26 protein-coding genes are annotated in these 17716 nt (G+C 46.8%); all 26 read right to left on the reverse strand.

Going from position 1 to position 17716, the window contains the following annotated elements:
- Positions 1-29: 29 nt before the first annotated feature.
- Positions 30-215: a 50S ribosomal protein L30 gene (gene rpmD, locus D3D03_RS15460; protein ID WP_012369027.1), complete on the reverse strand. Its 186-nt coding sequence runs from the start codon at positions 213-215 to the stop codon at positions 30-32.
- Between the two features lie 18 nt (positions 216-233).
- Positions 234-734 (reverse strand): 30S ribosomal protein S5, encoded by a 501-nt coding sequence (gene rpsE, locus D3D03_RS15465; RefSeq protein ID WP_012369026.1) that lies wholly within the window; start codon positions 732-734, stop codon positions 234-236.
- 22 nt (positions 735-756) lie between these two features.
- A complete protein-coding gene (rplR, locus tag D3D03_RS15470; RefSeq protein WP_012369025.1) occupies positions 757-1107 on the reverse strand; it encodes a 50S ribosomal protein L18 in 351 nt (116 codons plus the stop codon).
- A gap of 37 nt (positions 1108-1144) precedes the next feature.
- Positions 1145-1681 carry a 50S ribosomal protein L6 gene (rplF, locus tag D3D03_RS15475; protein WP_026826919.1) on the reverse strand — a complete coding sequence of 179 codons (537 nt, stop codon included), beginning with the start codon at positions 1679-1681 and terminating at the stop codon, positions 1145-1147.
- A 31-nt stretch (positions 1682-1712) separates the two neighbouring features.
- Positions 1713-2111, reverse strand: coding sequence for a 30S ribosomal protein S8 (gene rpsH / locus D3D03_RS15480; RefSeq protein ID WP_012369023.1), 399 nt, complete (start codon positions 2109-2111; stop codon positions 1713-1715).
- Between the two features lie 31 nt (positions 2112-2142).
- Positions 2143-2412 (reverse strand): 30S ribosomal protein S14, encoded by a 270-nt coding sequence (rpsN, locus tag D3D03_RS15485; protein ID WP_012369022.1) that lies wholly within the window; start codon positions 2410-2412, stop codon positions 2143-2145.
- A gap of 14 nt (positions 2413-2426) precedes the next feature.
- Positions 2427-2966 (reverse strand): 50S ribosomal protein L5, encoded by a 540-nt coding sequence (gene rplE, locus D3D03_RS15490; RefSeq protein ID WP_012369021.1) that lies wholly within the window; start codon positions 2964-2966, stop codon positions 2427-2429.
- Positions 2967-2997: 31 nt separating this feature from the next.
- Positions 2998-3309: a 50S ribosomal protein L24 gene (rplX, locus tag D3D03_RS15495; protein ID WP_014969156.1), complete on the reverse strand. Its 312-nt coding sequence runs from the start codon at positions 3307-3309 to the stop codon at positions 2998-3000.
- Between the two features lie 34 nt (positions 3310-3343).
- Entirely contained in the window at positions 3344-3712 is a 369-nt protein-coding gene (rplN, locus tag D3D03_RS15500) for a 50S ribosomal protein L14 (protein WP_012369019.1), read from the reverse strand.
- Between the two features lie 48 nt (positions 3713-3760).
- Positions 3761-4024, reverse strand: a complete 264-nt coding sequence (gene rpsQ / locus D3D03_RS15505) for a 30S ribosomal protein S17 (RefSeq protein ID WP_014969155.1) — start codon at positions 4022-4024, stop codon at positions 3761-3763.
- Between the two features lie 31 nt (positions 4025-4055).
- On the reverse strand, positions 4056-4259 hold the full coding sequence (gene rpmC, locus D3D03_RS15510; RefSeq protein WP_012369017.1) for a 50S ribosomal protein L29: 204 nt from the start codon (positions 4257-4259) through the stop codon (positions 4056-4058).
- Complete coding sequence (gene rplP, locus D3D03_RS15515; protein WP_012369016.1) at positions 4246-4683, reverse strand: 50S ribosomal protein L16; 438 nt, start codon at positions 4681-4683, stop codon at positions 4246-4248. Before rplP ends, rpmC begins: the two co-directional genes overlap by 14 nt.
- 33 nt (positions 4684-4716) lie before the next feature.
- Positions 4717-5373 carry a 30S ribosomal protein S3 gene (gene rpsC, locus D3D03_RS15520; protein WP_026834299.1) on the reverse strand — a complete coding sequence of 219 codons (657 nt, stop codon included), beginning with the start codon at positions 5371-5373 and terminating at the stop codon, positions 4717-4719.
- A 12-nt stretch (positions 5374-5385) separates the two neighbouring features.
- On the reverse strand, positions 5386-5718 hold the full coding sequence (gene rplV / locus D3D03_RS15525; protein ID WP_012369014.1) for a 50S ribosomal protein L22: 333 nt from the start codon (positions 5716-5718) through the stop codon (positions 5386-5388).
- 20 nt (positions 5719-5738) lie between these two features.
- Positions 5739-6017, reverse strand: coding sequence for a 30S ribosomal protein S19 (rpsS, locus tag D3D03_RS15530; protein WP_012369013.1), 279 nt, complete (start codon positions 6015-6017; stop codon positions 5739-5741).
- Positions 6018-6080: 63 nt separating this feature from the next.
- The gene (gene rplB, locus D3D03_RS15535) at positions 6081-6911 is read right to left on the reverse strand and encodes a 50S ribosomal protein L2 (RefSeq protein ID WP_012369012.1); all 831 of its coding nucleotides are present in this window, start codon (positions 6909-6911) and stop codon (positions 6081-6083) included.
- A gap of 32 nt (positions 6912-6943) precedes the next feature.
- Positions 6944-7228: a 50S ribosomal protein L23 gene (gene rplW / locus D3D03_RS15540; protein WP_012369011.1), complete on the reverse strand. Its 285-nt coding sequence runs from the start codon at positions 7226-7228 to the stop codon at positions 6944-6946.
- On the reverse strand, positions 7228-7851 hold the full coding sequence (gene rplD, locus D3D03_RS15545) for a 50S ribosomal protein L4 (protein WP_012369010.1): 624 nt from the start codon (positions 7849-7851) through the stop codon (positions 7228-7230). The genes rplW and rplD overlap by 1 nt, the downstream gene beginning before the upstream one ends.
- A 29-nt stretch (positions 7852-7880) precedes the next feature.
- Positions 7881-8507 carry a 50S ribosomal protein L3 gene (gene rplC, locus D3D03_RS15550; RefSeq protein WP_026834300.1) on the reverse strand — a complete coding sequence of 209 codons (627 nt, stop codon included), beginning with the start codon at positions 8505-8507 and terminating at the stop codon, positions 7881-7883.
- A gap of 68 nt (positions 8508-8575) precedes the next feature.
- On the reverse strand, positions 8576-8884 hold the full coding sequence (gene rpsJ / locus D3D03_RS15555) for a 30S ribosomal protein S10 (RefSeq protein WP_012369008.1): 309 nt from the start codon (positions 8882-8884) through the stop codon (positions 8576-8578).
- Between the two features lie 318 nt (positions 8885-9202).
- Positions 9203-10390: an elongation factor Tu gene (gene tuf / locus D3D03_RS15560; protein WP_026834301.1), complete on the reverse strand. Its 1188-nt coding sequence runs from the start codon at positions 10388-10390 to the stop codon at positions 9203-9205.
- Positions 10391-10507: 117 nt separating this feature from the next.
- The gene (fusA, locus tag D3D03_RS15565; RefSeq protein ID WP_026834302.1) at positions 10508-12586 is read right to left on the reverse strand and encodes an elongation factor G; all 2079 of its coding nucleotides are present in this window, start codon (positions 12584-12586) and stop codon (positions 10508-10510) included.
- Between the two features lie 124 nt (positions 12587-12710).
- Positions 12711-13181, reverse strand: coding sequence for a 30S ribosomal protein S7 (gene rpsG / locus D3D03_RS15570; RefSeq protein ID WP_026834303.1), 471 nt, complete (start codon positions 13179-13181; stop codon positions 12711-12713).
- A gap of 49 nt (positions 13182-13230) precedes the next feature.
- Positions 13231-13653 (reverse strand): 30S ribosomal protein S12, encoded by a 423-nt coding sequence (rpsL, locus tag D3D03_RS15575; protein WP_012369004.1) that lies wholly within the window; start codon positions 13651-13653, stop codon positions 13231-13233.
- A gap of 125 nt (positions 13654-13778) precedes the next feature.
- Entirely contained in the window at positions 13779-14030 is a 252-nt protein-coding gene (locus D3D03_RS15580) for a ribosomal L7Ae/L30e/S12e/Gadd45 family protein (protein WP_026834304.1), read from the reverse strand.
- 80 nt (positions 14031-14110) lie between these two features.
- Entirely contained in the window at positions 14111-17710 is a 3600-nt protein-coding gene (rpoC, locus tag D3D03_RS15585) for a DNA-directed RNA polymerase subunit beta' (protein WP_026834305.1), read from the reverse strand.
- Positions 17711-17716 lie beyond the last annotated feature (6 nt).

The following is a 17716-nucleotide window of genomic DNA, read 5'->3' on the forward strand; positions in this document are numbered from 1 at the left end:
CACCTCCTCATAAAATTATATCGAACGTATTACTCTTGAATTTCTTTTACTGTCAATAAGTGTGACACGTGGTTAATCATCCCACGCATAGCAGCGTTGTCAGGTACGACAACAGTTTGGTGCATCTTACGGAGACCAAGCGTACGAGTAGTAACGCGTTGGTTCTCCGGACGACCGATCATGCTGCGTGTGAGGGTAACTGCGAGTTTCGCCATCTGTATTCCCTCCCTTTCTTAACCGCGAAGTTCTTCGACGGTTTTACCGCGGAGTTTCGCAACGTCTTCAGCACGTTTAAGTGAAGTGAGACCTTTAACAGTCGCACGAACCATGTTGATTGGAGTGCTTGATCCAAGTGATTTCGAAAGAATGTCGTTGATTCCCGCTAATTCGAGAACCGCACGAACTGGGCCACCAGCGATGACTCCAGTACCTTCAGAAGCAGGTTTCAAGAAGACGTGACCTGCACCGAAAATTCCGTTGATTTCGTGTGGAATTGTAGTGTTAACGATTGGAACGTTAACCATGTTTTTCTTTGCATCTTCGATTGCTTTACGGATCGCTTCAGGCACTTCCTGAGCTTTACCCGTACCGAAACCTACGTGACCATTCTTGTCACCTACGACGACGAGTGCAGCAAAACGGAAGCGACGGCCACCTTTTACTACTTTCGCGACGCGGTTTACAGTAACAACGCGTTCTTCGAGTTGATCCATGTTAATTTCTAACTGGCGCATGTAGAGGTTCCCTCCTTTTCTATTAGAATTTGAGACCAGCTTCACGAGCTGCTTCAGCTACTGCTTTAATACGTCCATGATAGAGATATCCTCCACGGTCGAAAACGACTGTTTCAATACCTTTTTCAAGAGCGCGTTCAGCTGCAAGCTTACCAACTGCTGATGCAGCGTCAGTCGTGTTGCCTTTTTCAAGGTCGAGTGATGATGCAGATGCGAGTGTTGCATGTGTTGCATCGTCAATGACTTGTACGTAAATGTTCTTGTTCGAACGGAATACATTCAAGCGTGGACGAGCTGCAGTCCCGATGATTGTACGACGTACACGACCATGACGCTTTTTACGCGTAGCATTTTTGTTTGCCTTTGAGATCATTTATGCCACTCCTTTCCGGTCAATTCGTATCAACGAATTACTTACCTGTTTTACCTTCTTTACGACGAACGACTTCATCACTGTAACGAATTCCTTTACCTTTGTACGGCTCAGGCTGACGGTACGAACGGATCAATGCAGCAACGTGTCCAACACGCTCTTTGTTGATTCCGCGGACGATGATTTGCGTATTCGTAGGAACTTCGACTTCAATGCCTTGTTCCGGAGTGTACTCGATTGGGTGTGAATAACCGAGGTTGAGTACGATTTTGTTACCTTGCTTTTGAGCACGGTAACCAACACCTTGGATATCGAGTGTCTTAGCGAAACCGTTGTTTACACCTTCGACCATGTTCGCGATAAGCGCACGAGTCGTTCCGTGGATTGTACGGTTAGCTTTCTCGTCGTTTGGACGAGTGACAGTCAATTCATTACCTTCTACGTTGATAGCCATTGTCGGGTTGAACTCACGAGTAAGTTCACCTTTAGGACCTTTTACCGTAACTGTGCTGTTTTCAACTGTTACTGTAACGCCTGCTGGGATAACGACTGGCTTTTTACCAATACGTGACATTTAAGACACCTCCGTTCTTTTTATGCGTGAATTACCAGATGTATGCGATCACTTCGCCGCCGACTTTTTGTTGGCGAGCTTCTTTGTCTGTCATAACACCTTTAGATGTTGAAACGATAGCGATTCCGAGACCACCGAGTACTTTCGGGATTTCATCAGCTTTCGCGTAAACGCGAAGACCTGGTTTCGAGATACGTTTGAGTCCAGTGATGACGCGTTCGTTGCTTGCGCCGTACTTAAGGAATACGCGGAGCGTACCTTGTTTGCTGTCCTCGAGATATTCAACATCGCGGATGAAACCTTCACGTTTGAGGATTTCAGCGACTTCACGTTTGATTGTAGAAGCTGGCATTTCCAACTTCTCATGGCGAACCATGTTTGCATTACGAATGCGTGTAAGCATATCTGCAATCGGATCTGTCATAACCATGCGATGTACCTCCTTTCACAACTTTAATGAATTACCAGCTTGCTTTTTTAACACCAGGGATTTGACCTTTATGAGCAAGATCACGGAACTTAATACGGCTGATACCGAATTTACCAATGTAACCGTGTGGACGGCCAGTGATACTGCAACGGTTGTGTAAACGAACCGCTGAAGAGTTACGTGGGAGTTTGCTCAAGCCGATGTAGTCGCCTTGTGCTTTCAATTCTGCGCGTTGTTCAGCGTAGCGCTCTACGAGTGCTTGGCGTTTTACTTCACGTGCGATCATTGATTTCTTAGCCATGTTGTCGACCTCCCTTATTTTTGGAATGGCATGCCGAGTGCAGTGAGAAGCTCACGTGACTCTTCATCCGTATTTGCAGTTGTAACGATAACGATGTCCATACCACGGACTTTCGATACGCGATCGTAGTCGATCTCTGGGAAGATCAATTGTTCCTTCACGCCTAGCGTGTAGTTACCACGGCCATCGAATGATTTCTTCGATACACCACGGAAGTCACGTACACGTGGAAGTGACACGTTGATCAACTTGTCGAGGAACTCATACATGCGCTCTCCACGAAGTGTTACCTTCGCGCCGATTGGCATACCTTCACGAAGTTTGAAACCAGCGATTGATTTCTTAGCTTTCGTGATGAGTGGCTTCTGACCAGTGAGGAGCTGAAGCTCTTCGACTGCCATGTCAAGTGCTTTCGTGTTCGTAACAGCGTCACCAACACCCATGTTGATTACGATCTTATCGACTTTCGGCGCTTGCATTACAGAAGTATAGTTGAATTTCTCCATCATTACTTTGACGATTTCGTCTTGGTATTTAGCTTTTAAACGGTTCATCAGAAAGTGGACCTCCTTTCTTTAAATCTTCTTATTTATCTAAAGCTTCGCCCGATTTTTTAGCGATACGTACTTTCTTGCCGTCAACCACAGTGAAACCAACGCGTGTTGGGTTTCCTGTCTTAGGGTCGATGAGCATAACGTTCGATACGTGAATCGGTGCTTCTTTCTCGACAATTCCGCCTTGCGGGTTGAGTTGAGAAGGTTTTGAGTGTTTTTTGATCATATTAACGCCTTCGACGATAATGCGATCTTTTTTAGGCATAGCAGTAAGGACAACACCTTGTTTGCCTTTATCTTTACCAGTCATAACCTGAACTTTATCACCTTTTTTGACATGCATCGTTAGAGCACCTCCTTGTAGGAATTCTTTGGAATTAAAGTACTTCCGGTGCCAACGAGACGATCTTCATGAAGTCTTTTTCACGAAGTTCGCGTGCGACTGGTCCGAAGATACGTGTGCCACGTGGGCTTTTATCATCTTTGATGATGACTGCTGCATTTTCGTCAAAACGGATGTACGAACCGTCTTTACGACGAACGCCACGTTTAGTACGAACGACTACTGCGCGTACAACTTCACCTTTTTTGACAACGCCACCTGGTGTTGCTTGTTTAACTGTGCAAACAATTACATCACCGATGTTAGCAGTTTTACGACCAGATCCACCGAGGACTTTGATCGTCAAGACTTCACGAGCTCCTGAGTTATCTGCTACTTTCAAGCGAGATTCTTGTTGAATCATACGATTGTACCTCCCTCCGGATGTTTATTCACCCGAACTAATTAGAGTTTAGATGATTACTGCTTTTTCGACGACTTCTACGAGACGGAAACGTTTGTCCTTAGAAAGTGGACGTGTTTCTTGAATGCGTACAACATCACCGATTTTAGCTGTGTTGCTTTCATCATGCGTTTTATACTTCTTCGAGTAGTTTACGCGTTTGCCGTAGAGCTTGTGCTTTACTTTTGTCTCAACTGAAACAACGATCGTTTTATCCATTTTGTCAGATACGACGCGTCCAGTTAATACTTTGCGGTTGTTAGTGCGTTCCATTGAGTGTTCCTCCTCTCAGAATCCGAGTGAATTATGCGTTGTTGATGCCGAGTTCGCGTTCACGAAGAACGGTTTTCGCGCGTGCAATCGACTTGCGCACTTCACGGATACGAGCAGGGTTCTCAAGCTGACCAGTCGCGAGTTGGAAACGAAGGTTGAACAACTCTTCTTTCCACGAACCGACTTTACCGTTGAGCTCTTCTGTAGTTTGCTGACGGAGATCAGTTGCTTTCATTCGTATCACCACCATTTTCTTCACGTTTTACGAACTTACATTTTACTGGAAGTTTGTGTGATGCAAGACGGAGAGCTTCGCGTGCGATCTCTTCCGATACTCCTGCGATTTCGAACATTACTTTACCCGGTTTGACGACTGCAACCCAGCCCTCCGGAGCACCTTTACCTGAACCCATTCGGACTTCAAGAGGTTTTTTAGTGTATGGTTTGTGTGGGAAGATCTTGATCCACACTTTACCACCACGTTTCATATAACGAGTCATCGCGATACGCGCTGATTCGATTTGACGGCTAGTGATCCAGCTAGCTTCTTGAGCTTGGATACCGAACTCGCCGAAGTGTACTGTAGTACCACGTTTCGCTTTACCACGCATGTTGCCGCGGTGAACACGACGATATTTTACACGTTTTGGTAACAACATGTTGTGTTGCCTCCTTCCCTAGACGGATGTGGATTATTGTTCGTTTGATGCTGCTTTTTTCGTAGGAAGCACTTCACCGTGGTGGAGCCATACTTTTACGCCAATTTTGCCGTAAGTTGTATCAGCTTCAGCAGTACCGTAATCGATGTCTGCACGGAGTGTATGAAGTGGAACTGTTCCTTCTGAATACTTCTCTGAACGAGCGATATCAGCGCCGCCAAGACGACCAGAAACTTCAGTCTTGATTCCTTTGATACCTGAACGCATAGAACGTTGGATTGATTGCTTCATTGCACGACGGAACGAAACACGACCTTCAAGTTGGCGTGCGATGTTCTCAGCGACAAGTTTAGCAACTGCATCCGGGTTTTTCACTTCAACGACGTTAACGTGAACGCGTTTGCCTTTTGCAAGGTTAGTGATGTCTGTACGAAGTGTTTCGATTTCAGAACCGCCTTTACCGATAACCATACCCGGCTTAGCAGTGTGAAGTGAAATGTTCAAGCGGTTTGCTGCGCGCTCGATTTCAATTTTAGAGACACTAGCGTCTTTAAGACGTTTTTCGATATATTCACGAACTACGTAGTCTTCATGAAGGAGATCAGCATAGTCTTTATCTGCGAACCAACGTGATTCCCAGTCTTTGATGATACCTACGCGAAGACCAGTTGGGTTAATCTTCTGACCCACGGTAATCCCTCCTTATTTTTCAGATACCACGATGTGAACGTGGCTCGTACGTTTGTTGATGCGGCTTGCGCGACCCATTGCACGTGGGCGGAAACGTTTGAGCGTTGGACCTTCGTTTACGTAAGCCTCTGTTACTACGAGGTTTTCGATGTTCATGTCGAAGTTGTGCTCAGCGTTCGCGATTGCCGATTTCAATACTTTCTCAACGATTGGCGTTGCTGCCTTGTTCGTGTAAGCAAGAATCGAAAGTGCTTCGCCGATTTGCTTCCCGCGGATTAAGTCTACTACTAGACGTGCCTTACGAGGAGCAATGCGAACCATATTAGCCGATGCTTTTGATTGCATAATGAGTACCTCCCCTCAGATTAACGTTTAGTCTTCTTATCGTTTCCAGCATGTCCTTTATAAGAACGTGTTGGCGCGAATTCACCAAGTTTGTGACCGACCATATCTTCTGTCACGTAAACCGGTACGTGTTTACGACCATCGTAGACAGCGATCGTGTGACCGATGAACTCTGGGAAGATTGTAGAGCGGCGTGACCAAGTTTTGATAACATGCTTGTCACCAGCTTCGTTGGCTTTATCAACCTTAGCGAGCAAATGGTGATCTGCAAATGGACCTTTTTTCAAGCTGCGACCCATAGTTGTACCTCCCTTTGGCATGATTCAGGAACGGTTCCTGCGAACCGTTCAGAAATCACGTAATTATTTTTTAGAACGACGGACGATATATTTATCGCTCGCTTTGTTTTTCTTACGAGTTTTGTAGCCGAGTGCCGGTTTACCCCAAGGAGTAAGTGGGCCTGAACGACCGATTGGAGCACGTCCTTCACCACCACCGTGTGGGTGATCAACTGGGTTCATTACAGAACCACGAACTGTAGGACGTTTTCCGAGCCAGCGTGAACGACCAGCTTTACCGATATTGACGAGCTCATGCTCTTCGTTACCGACAGCGCCGACTGTTGCACGGCAAGTAGCAAGGATCATACGTGTTTCGCCTGATTGAAGACGAACGATCGCGTATTTACCATCTTTACCGAGAAGCTGAGCAGAAGTACCAGCTGAACGAACGAGCTGACCACCTTTACCTGGCTTAAGTTCGATGTTGTGGATCAATGTACCAACTGGGATGTTTGAAAGTGGAAGAGCGTTACCGACTTTAATGTCAGCCTCAACTCCTGACATGACTTGCATGTCAACTTTCAATCCTTTAGGTGCGAGGATGTAGCGTTTTTCACCATCGATGTAGTGTACAAGAGCGATGTTTGCAGAGCGGTTCGGATCGTACTCGATTGTAGCGATACGGCCAGCGATGCCATCCTTGTTACGTTTGAAGTCGATGATACGGTATTTACGTTTGTGTCCGCCACCTTGGTGACGTACTGTCAAGCGACCTTGGTTGTTACGTCCGCCCTTTTTCGAAAGCTTTTCAGTTAACGATTTTTCAGGACGTGAAGCCGTAATCTCAGCAAAGTCAAGAGCAGTCATATTACGACGACCGTTAGTGGTCGGTTTAAACTTTTTAATTCCCATCGAGAGTTCCCTCCTTTTCTACAGAGTACCGATTAACCGAGGTAATCGAGTTCTTTGCTATCTGCAGTAAGCGTGACGACCGCTTTTTTGCGGCGTGCTGTGTAACCAGCGTGACGACCTACGCGTTTTGCTTTTGGTTTAGAGATAAGTGTGTTGATTTTTTCAACTTTAACGCCGAAGATCGCTTCAACTGCATCTTTGATTTGTGTCTTAGATGCCTTTACGTCTACTTCGAACGTGTACTTTTTCTCAGCCATTTGGTTCACTGAGCGTTCAGTAATTACAGGACGTTTGATAATGTCGTGTGCGTTTGCCATTATGCAAGCACCTCCTCTACTCTCGCAACTGCATCCTTCGTGAAGATGACTTTGTCGTGTGCGACAAGATCAAGGACGTTTACTCCAGCAGCGTCAACGACTGTGACACCCGGAATGTTGCGTGTTGAAAGAACGACTGTCTCGTTGTAATCAGCAGTAACGACGAGGACTTTACGTTCGATTGAAAGAGCAGCGAAGACCGAAATCATGTCTTTTGTTTTCGGAGCATCGATTGTCAATCCTTCAAGAACGATGAACTCGTTGTTAGCGACTTTCGAAGAAAGTGCTGAACGTAATGCGAGACGACGAACCTTTTTAGGAAGTTTATAAGCGTACGAACGTGGTGTTGGACCGAAGACTGTTCCACCGCCAACCCATTGTGGCGAACGGATCGAACCTTGGCGTGCACGACCAGTACCTTTTTGTTTCCATGGTTTACGGCCGCCACCGCGAACTTCCGAGCGACCTTTTGTATCATGTGTACCTTGGCGACGTGAAGCTTGTTGCATGACGATTGCATCGTATACGACTGCTTCGTTTGGCTCGATTCCGAAAACGGCATCTGCCAACTCGATGTCTCCAACTTGTGTACCTGTTTGGTTAAGCAAAGCTACTTTAGGCATTCGTTATTCCTCCTTTCCTTGCAAACAAATTAGTTGCCTTTTACCGCAGTTTTGACGACAACTTGGCTCTTACGTGCGCCTGGGATAGCACCCTTGACGAGGAGTAAGCCGCGTTCTACATCAACTTTTACGATTTCAAGGTTTTGAACAGTGACTTGCTCTCCACCCATGCGTCCTGGGAGCAATTTCCCTTTGAATACACGGTTTGGAGCGACAGGACCCATTGAACCTGGGCGACGGTGGTAACGCGAACCGTGAGCCATTGGACCACGTGATTGGTTGTGACGCTTGATTGCTCCAGCGAAACCTTTACCTTTCGACGTACCTGTTACATCAACCATTTCGCCTGCAGCGAAAGTATCTGCTTTAATCTCTTGACCGATTTCGAAATCTGTTACAGATGTACGGATTTCTTTAATGAAGCGCTTAGGTGTCGCACTAGCTTTCGCTGCGTGACCTTTTTGCGGTTTGTTTTGACGACCTTCTTTGATATCACCAAAGCCGAGTTGGACTGCTTCGTAACCGTCCACTTCCATTGTCTTCAATTGAAGAACAACGTTACCTTCTACTGAAACAACAGTAACCGGTACTACTTCGCCTGACTCGTTGAAGACTTGTGTCATACCGAGTTTAGTTCCTAAGATTCCTTTAGCCATGAGATACACCTCCTAATATTGAATGATTTTGATCTTCTGGCTAGTATCAACTATTTATAGAAGAAAAATTAAAGTTTGATTTCGATGTCAACGCCCGATGGAAGTTCAAGACGCATAAGCGCATCAACTGTTTTCGGTGTTGGGTTAACGATGTCGATCAAACGTTTGTGTGTACGCATTTCGAACTGCTCACGAGCATCTTTGTACTTGTGAACGGCACGAAGTACTGTGTAGATCGCTTTCTCCGTTGGGAGTGGGATCGGACCAGATACAGTAGCACCAGAACGTTTTGCTGTTTCGACAATCTTCTCAGCCGATTGATCAAGCACGCGGTGATCGTATGCTTTCAAACGGATCCGAATTTTTTCATTTGCCATGTTGTTTCCCTCCTTTTCGCCTATTTTGTAAATAGACATTCTCCGCGGAAATTTCCACACTAGCCATGGCAATGCCGCCTGGTGTGTCATAACCTCCCGCTTCATCGCGTTGTGTTTGTGACCAACATATTCTAGTTTACTTAATTCCAAGCAGGAAAGCAAGTAAAATAAAAATAGAATTTGTTTTCAAGTCTCTCACCACTCGCACAAACACTTTCCTCAGTATATAAGATGTCTGACCATGTTGCAAGACTGTTTTCAGCAAATCAAAAAAAAGGTCTTCCGTCACGGGAGACGGAAGACCTTTTGTCTTAAAAATTACTCAACGATTTCTGTAACTGATCCAGCGCCTACTGTACGGCCACCTTCACGGATTGAGAAACGAGTTTCTTTTTCAAGAGCGATTGGCGCGATGAGTTCAACAGTCAATTCGATGTTGTCCCCAGGCATTACCATTTCAGTTCCTTCTGGAAGTTGGCACATACCAGTTACGTCAGTTGTACGGAAGTAGAACTGTGGACGGTAGTTACCGAAGAATGGCGTGTGACGGCCACCCTCTTCTTTTGAAAGGATGTAAACTTGCGCTTTGAAAGTTTTGTGCGGTGTGATTGTGTTTGGTTTCGCGAGAACTTGTCCACGCTCGATGTCGTCACGTGATACACCACGGAGAAGTGCTCCGATGTTGTCGCCAGCTTCAGCATAGTCAAGAAGCTTACGGAACATCTCTACACCAGTACATACTGATTTTTTAGTTTCTTCGTGAAGACCAACGATTTCAACTTCGTCGTTGACTTTAAGAACTCCACGCTCAACGCGGCCAGTAGCAACTGTACCACGACCAGTGATTGAGAAAACATCCTCAACTGGCATCATGAAGTCTTTTTCAGTGTCACGAGTTGGCTCAGGGATGTACTCATCAACAGCTGTCATGAGTTCCATGATTTTTTCTTCCCATTTAGCTTCGCCGTTAAGCGCGCCGAGAGCAGATCCTTGGATAACTGGGAGGTCATCGCCTGGGAAGTCGTACTCAGAAAGAAGTTCGCGGATTTCCATTTCAACGAGTTCAAGAAGCTCTTCGTCGTCAACCATGTCGACTTTGTTCATGAATACTACGATGAAAGGAACACCTACTTGACGTGAAAGCAAGATGTGCTCACGTGTTTGTGGCATTGGACCATCAGTTGCAGAAACAACGAGGATCGCGCCGTCCATTTGTGCAGCACCAGTGATCATGTTTTTAACATAGTCAGCGTGACCTGGGCAGTCAACGTGTGCATAGTGGCGTTTTTCTGTTTCGTACTCGATGTGAGCTGTTGCGATAGTGATACCGCGCTCGCGCTCTTCTGGAGCACCATCGATTTGGTCAAACTTAGTTGCAGCTTTACCTTGTGCTTTTGCAAGTACAGCTGAGATAGCTGCTGTTAAAGTTGTTTTACCGTGGTCGACGTGGCCAATTGTACCAACGTTAACGTGCGGTTTAGAACGGTCGAATTTTTCTTTACCCATTCTGAATTCCTCCTCTATGTGTCTAATAATATTTTATAACTAGGAAGGTGAATCGTCGAATAACGTACACCTTCCTTAGCTTACACTAATCATAAAAGCGTGACAACCTGTGAAGGATTAGCCGTTTGCTTTTTTGATGATTTCTTCAGCAACTGATTTCGGTACTTCTTCGTAGTGATCGAAGTGCATCGAGTACGTTCCGCGACCTTGTGTGCGTGAACGAAGACCAGTAGCGTAACCGAACATCTCTGAAAGTGGAATCATCGAACGAACGACTTGAGCGTTCCCGCGAGCTTCCATACCTTCAACGCGTCCACGGCGTGATGTAACATCACCCATGATGTCTCCCATGTATTCATCTGGGATGACGATTTCAACTTTCATCATTGGCTCAAGGATAACAGCGCCGCTCTTATCTTTAAGTTGTTTGACGGCCATTGAAGCCGCGATTTTAAATGCCATCTCGTTTGAGTCGACATCGTGGTACGAACCGAAAACGAGTGCCGCTTTAACGTCAACTACTGGATAACCAGCAAGGATACCGTTTTGAAGCGCTTCTTCGATTCCGTGTTCAACCGCTGGGATGTATTCACGTGGAACAACACCACCGACGATTTTGTTGTTGAACTCAAAGCCAGCACCTTCTTCGTTTGGCTCGAATTCTACGACGACGTGACCATACTGACCACGACCACCTGATTGACGAGCAAACTTAGAATCGATTTTCGCCGCTTGGCGGATCGTTTCACGGTAAGCTACTTGTGGAGCACCAACATTTGCTTCGACTTTGAATTCGCGACGCATACGGTCAACGATGATGTCGAGGTGAAGCTCACCCATACCTGAGATGATCGTTTGACCAGTCTCTGGGTTAGTTTCAGTGCGGAATGTTGGATCCTCTTCAGCAAGCTTAGCGAGTGCTTGACCCATTTTATCTTGGTCAGCTTTCGTTTTAGGCTCGATTGCGACCGAGATAACTGGTTCTGGGAATGTCATTGATTCGAGAACGACGTTGTCTTTCTCTGAACAAAGCGTATCACCAGTAGTAGTATCTTTAAGACCTACAGCTGCTGCGATATCACCAGCGAAGACCATTGGGATCTCCTCACGGCTGTTCGCGTGCATTTGAAGGATACGTCCAAGACGCTCACGTTTACCTTTTGTTGAGTTCTTGACGTATGATCCTGCCGAAGCTGTACCAGAGTACACACGGAAGAACGTCAATTTACCAACATACGGGTCAGTCATAACTTTGAATGCAAGTGCAGAGAATGGCGCTTCGTCAGTTGACTCACGAACGATCTCTTCATCTGTATCCATGTTAATTCCTGTGATTGCTTTTACGTCGACTGGTGATGGGAGGTAGTCAAGGACTGCGTCAAGCATAAGCTGAACACCTTTGTTCTTGAATGCCGAACCAACGAGAACTGGGTAGAAATCAACTGTAAGTGTCGCTTTACGGATACCCGCTTTAAGCTCTTCAATTGTGATTTCCTCGCCCTCGAGGTATTTCATCATCATTTCTTCTTCGTAATCTGCAACTGCTTCGATTAATGACGCGCGAAGTTCTTCAGCTTCTTCTGCGAATTCTGCAGGGAAACCTTCAGTTTCTTCGATGTCAGTACCGAGGTCGTTACCGTACATGTATGTTTTCTTTTCAACGAGGTCGATGATTCCTTTGAATTCATCTTCAGCGCCGATTGGGATTTGGATTGCGTGTGCGTTCGCTTGAAGGCGGTCGCGGAGCGTTCCAACCGAGTACAGGAAGTCTGCACCGATTTTATCCATTTTGTTAACGAAAACGATACGTGGTACGCCGTAAGTTGTAGCTTGGCGCCATACTGTCTCAGTTTGTGGCTCAACACCAGACTGAGCATCAAGTACTGCTACCGCACCATCAAGTACACGGAGTGAACGTTCAACTTCAACAGTGAAGTCTACGTGTCCAGGTGTATCGATGATGTTTACGCGGTTACCTTTCCATTGTGCAGTTGTTGCTGCCGATGTAATCGTGATTCCGCGCTCTTGCTCTTGCTCCATCCAGTCCATCTGTGAAGCACCTTCGTGCGTTTCACCAATCTTGTGGATACGACCCGTGTAATAGAGGATACGCTCAGTCGTTGTTGTTTTACCAGCATCGATGTGGGCCATGATCCCGATATTACGGGTGTTCTTAAGGGAGAATTCTCTTGCCATCTTTAAACATTCTCCTTTCGCATTTTAGTTTAGTGTCCGTGTGTTGCCACACGTCATGACTATACCCGAAAGCCACCTCATATTTCCATACAAAATGGCATAGATGAGGTGGTTAATTCCGGATTTACCAGCGGTAGTGAGCAAACGCTTTGTTCGCTTCCGCCATTTTGTGCATATCTTCGCGCTTCTTAACAGAAGCACCAGTGTTGTTTGCAGCGTCCATGATTTCGTTAGCAAGACGAGCATCCATTGTTTTCTCGTTACGGAGACGTGAGTAGTTCACGAGGTAACGAAGTGCGAGTGTCGTACGGCGCTCAGGGCGGACTTCGACAGGAACTTGATAGTTAGCTCCACCTACACGGCGTGCTTTTACTTCAAGAACTGGCATGATGTTGTTCATCGCCTCTTCAAAAACTTCCATTGCATCGCGACCTGAACGTTCAGCGATAGTTTCGAAAGCTTTGTATAAGATTTGTTGAGCAGTACCTTTTTTACCATCTAACATAAGACGGTTGATAAGGCGGGTAACGAGTTTAGAGTTGTAGATCGGATCAGCCATTACATCACGGCGTTCTACTTGACCTTTACGTGGCATTCCGAGTCCCTCCTTTCATATAGTGAGGTGATATCTTCTGATATCTAGATTATTTTTTTGCTGCTTTTGGACGTTTAGTACCATATTTCGAACGACCTTGCATACGGCCGTCAACTCCAGCTGTATCGAGTGCACCACGAACGATGTGGTAACGTACCCCTGGTAAGTCTTTTACGCGACCGCCGCGAATAAGAACAACACTGTGTTCTTGCAAGTTGTGGCCGATACCTGGGATGTAAGCTGTTACTTCCATTGTGTTCGTTAAACGTACACGTGCGTACTTACGAAGAGCCGAGTTCGGTTTCTTCGGAGTCATTGTACCTACACGAGTACAAACACCACGTTTTTGTGGTGAGCTGATGTCAGTACGAGCTTTAATAAAGCTGTTGTACCCTTTGTTCAGCGCTGGCGAATCTGATTTCACAACTTTTGATTGACGTCCTTTACGGACTAATTGGTTGATAGTAGGCATCTTTGAGATCCTCCCTTCCTGAATTCATGACAAGTTTCAAAACCACCGAGCCGGGTGGTTCATCGAAAGTCATAATGAAACGTTTTGCGTGGCTCAGGCATTCCATCGCCACACAAAACGTATTATCAAACTTTCTTAATGGCAACAGCAGTTGCAGCAACGTCGATTCCACAAGCCTTACCAAGCTCAAGCTTAGAAGGAACGCTCACGACTGGAACGTTTGCTTGTTTCGCCGCGTCGAGCAATGCTTGCTTTACGTGTTCATCTGCGTCATCTGCGATGATCACTTCCGACGCCTTGCCAGATCGCAATGCTTTGAGCGTTTGCTTTTGACCGACAAACTTCAAATCTGCGCCGACTACTTTTTTGTAAGACATGAAGATATCCTCCAAAATAACACAGCCGGTTGGCAACACTATATCATAGTAGCACCGCCATACCGGCGTGTCAAGGCGTTTTATTCTACAGGAGAATCTGCTTCTACAGGTGTTTCGCCTGCTATTTCGAGACCGATTTGACGGTAACGTGTCATTCCTGTACCAGCTGGAACAAGTTTACCGATAATAACGTTCTCTTTCAAGCCGCGAAGGTAGTCGCTCTTCCCTTTAATCGCCGCATCCGTAAGGACACGAGTAGTTTCCTGGAACGAAGCAGCTGATAGGAACGAATCCGTTTCAAGCGACGCTTTTGTGATACCGAGGAGAACTGGTTTAGCCGAAGCGAGTGCTTTACCGGCACGGAGCGCTTCTTTACATGCTTCTTTAAACGTGCTGATATCGACAAGCGAACCTGGTAAGAGTGATGTCTCACCTGATTCGATGACGCGGACGCGACGGATCATCTGACGTACCATGACCTCGACGTGCTTGTCACCGATCTCAACCCCTTGCATCCGGTATACTTTTTGAACTTCTTGGAGAAGATAGTTCTGTACGCCTGATACACCTTTGACGTTCAAGAGTTCTTTCGGGTCGATTGAACCTTCTGTGAACACTTGTCCGGCTTTGACTTCTTCACCGAGTTGAACACGCAGACGCGATCCGAAAGGAATCGTGTATGTCCGTGTCTCGCTCAGACCTTGAATCGTCAACTCACGCTTGTCACGCGACTCCGTAAAGTCGATGACTTGTCCGTCGATCTCCGAGATGACCGCTTGACCTTTCGGGTTACGGGCCTCGAACAACTCCTGGATACGCGGGAGACCTTGTGTGATATCGTCTCCGGCAACCCCACCTGTGTGGAAGGTACGCATTGTAAGCTGCGTTCCTGGCTCACCGATTGATTGTGCCGCGATGATTCCGACTGCTTCGCCGACTTCGACGTCGTTACCAGTCGCAAGGTTACGTCCGTAACATTTCTTACAGACACCATGACTTGTGTTACATGTGAAGGCTGTACGAATCTCAACGTTGTCGATGCCTGCGTCCGTAATCGCACGCGCGATATCTTCGTCGATGAGTTCGTTTGTTGAAACGAGAACGGCACCTGTTTCCGGGTGAACGACTTTTTCAAACGCTGTACGGCCAACAAGACGGTCGTAGAGGTTTTCAATTTCTTCCGTTCCTTCACGAAGTGCTGTGACGCGGATACCACGATCCGTTCCACAATCATCTTCACGAATGATAACATCTTGCGCTACGTCAACGAGACGACGAGTCAGGTAACCTGAATCGGCAGTCTTCAAGGCTGTATCGGCAAGACCTTTACGCGCACCGTGCGTCGAGATGAAGTATTCCTGAACCGTCAGACCCTCACGGAACGAAGATTTGATCGGGAGCTCGATGATCCGTCCACTTGGAGCGGCCATGAGTCCACGCATCCCTGCAAGCTGCGTAAAGTTTGACGCGTTACCACGGGCACCGGAGTCACTCATCATGAAGATCGGGTTGAGACGGTTAAGGGATTTCATCAGACGAGACTGAATTTCATCCTTCGCATCATTCCACGATTTAACGACACGCTCATAGCGCTCTTCTTCTGTGATGAGACCACGACGGTACGATTTCATAACGCGGTCAACATTATCTTGTGCCTCGACGAGGATTTCCTGTTTGTCCGGAAGTACGATGATATCGGCGATACCAACCGTAATACCCGCACGTGTCGAGTGTTTGAAACCAAGGTTTTTCATTCGGTCAAGCATGCGGCTCGTTTCAGTCGTTTCAAAACGCTTGAAGACTTCAGCGATGACATTTCCGAGGAATCCTTTTTTGAATGGTTCGATGATCGGACGGCTCTTGATTTCAGCAGCGACATCCGTTCCTTTTTCAAGGAAGTACTGATCAGGCGTTGCTTCCTGCAGATTGCTCATCGATGGTTCATTCAAGTATGGGAACGTCGTTGGGAGGATCTCGTTGAAGATCAACTTACCGACCGTCGTAACCAATAATTTCTCGTTTTGCGCTTCCGTGAATGTCGGGTTTTTAAGAACGCCGGCTGGAACTGCAACACGTGTATGGAAGTGGACATACCCATTTTGGTAGGCAATCAACGCTTCGTTCACGGTCGAGAATGTTTTCCCTTCGCCGATTGCGTTTTCACGCTCAAGCGTCAGGTAGTAGTTACCGAGGACCATATCCTGCGATGGTGTAACAACAGGTTTACCGTCTTTCGGGTTCAAGATGTTTTGAGCAGCGAGCATGAGAAGACGTGCTTCTGCTTGTGCTTCTGCCGAGAGTGGTACGTGAACCGCCATTTGGTCACCATCGAAGTCGGCGTTGTATGCCGTACATACGAGTGGGTGAAGGCGAATCGCGCGACCTTCGACGAGCGTTGGTTCGAACGCCTGGATACCGAGACGGTGAAGGGTCGGGGCACGGTTCAAGAGAACCGGATGCTCACGGATGACTTCTTCTAAAACGTCCCAAATTTCAGGTTGTACACGTTCGATTTTCCGTTTTGCACTCTTGATGTTAGGTGCGATGCCACGTGAGACAAGCTCTTTCATGACAAACGGTTTGAAGAGCTCAAGGGCCATTTCTTTCGGAAGACCACACTGATACATCTTCAGGTTTGGACCAACGACGATAACCGAACGACCAGAGTAGTCGACACGTTTACCGAGCAAGTTTTGACGGAAACGTCCTTGTTTCCCTTTCAACATATGTGAAAGAGATTTTAATGGACGGTTACCCGGTCCAGTAACAGGACGACCGCGACGACCGTTATCGATCAAGGCATCAACCGCTTCTTGCAACATCCGTTTTTCATTCTGAACGATGATGTTCGGAGCGCCAAGGTCAAGAAGACGCTTGAGACGGTTGTTACGGTTGATGACACGACGGTACAAATCGTTTAAGTCAGATGTCGCGAAGCGTCCACCATCAAGCTGGACCATCGGACGGAGTTCCGGCGGGATGACCGGTAATACTTCAAGAACCATCCACTCCGGGTTGTTGCCTGAGTTACGGAAGGCATCGAGGACTTCAAGGCGTTTAATCGCACGAGTACGACGTTGTCCTTGAATCATTCGAAGATCTTCACGTAAGCCAGCTACTTCTTTTTCGAGTTCAACATCGCGAAGCAATTTACGAACGGCTTCTGCACCCATTTCAGCGGTAAACGAACTACCGAATTTCTCGCGGTATGCGCGATACTCTTTTTCTGAAAGGAGTTGTTTCTTCTCGAGTGTCGATTCGCCTGGATCCGTTACGACGTACGACGCGAAGTAAATGATCTCTTCGAGTGCACGTGGTGACATATCAAGGACGAGACCCATACGACTTGGGATTCCTTTGAAGTACCAAATGTGCGAAACCGGTGCAGCAAGTTCAATGTGACCCATGCGTTCACGGCGGACTTTCGACTTCGTGACTTCAACGCCACAGCGGTCACAAATGATTCCTTTATAACGGATTCGTTTGTATTTCCCACAGTAACATTCCCAGTCTTTCGTCGGACCAAAAATCCGTTCACAGAACAAGCCGTCTTTCTCTGGCTTGAGCGTACGATAGTTGATCGTTTCCGGCTTCTTCACTTCCCCGAAAGACCACGAACGGATCTTTTCAGGGGAAGCGAGGCCGATTTTCATATATTCAAATCTATTAACATCTACCAAGGGGTG

This window comes from Exiguobacterium sp. RIT452 (assembly GCF_003598705.1).
GTDB lineage: Bacteria > Bacillota > Bacilli > Exiguobacteriales > Exiguobacteriaceae > Exiguobacterium_A > Exiguobacterium_A undae.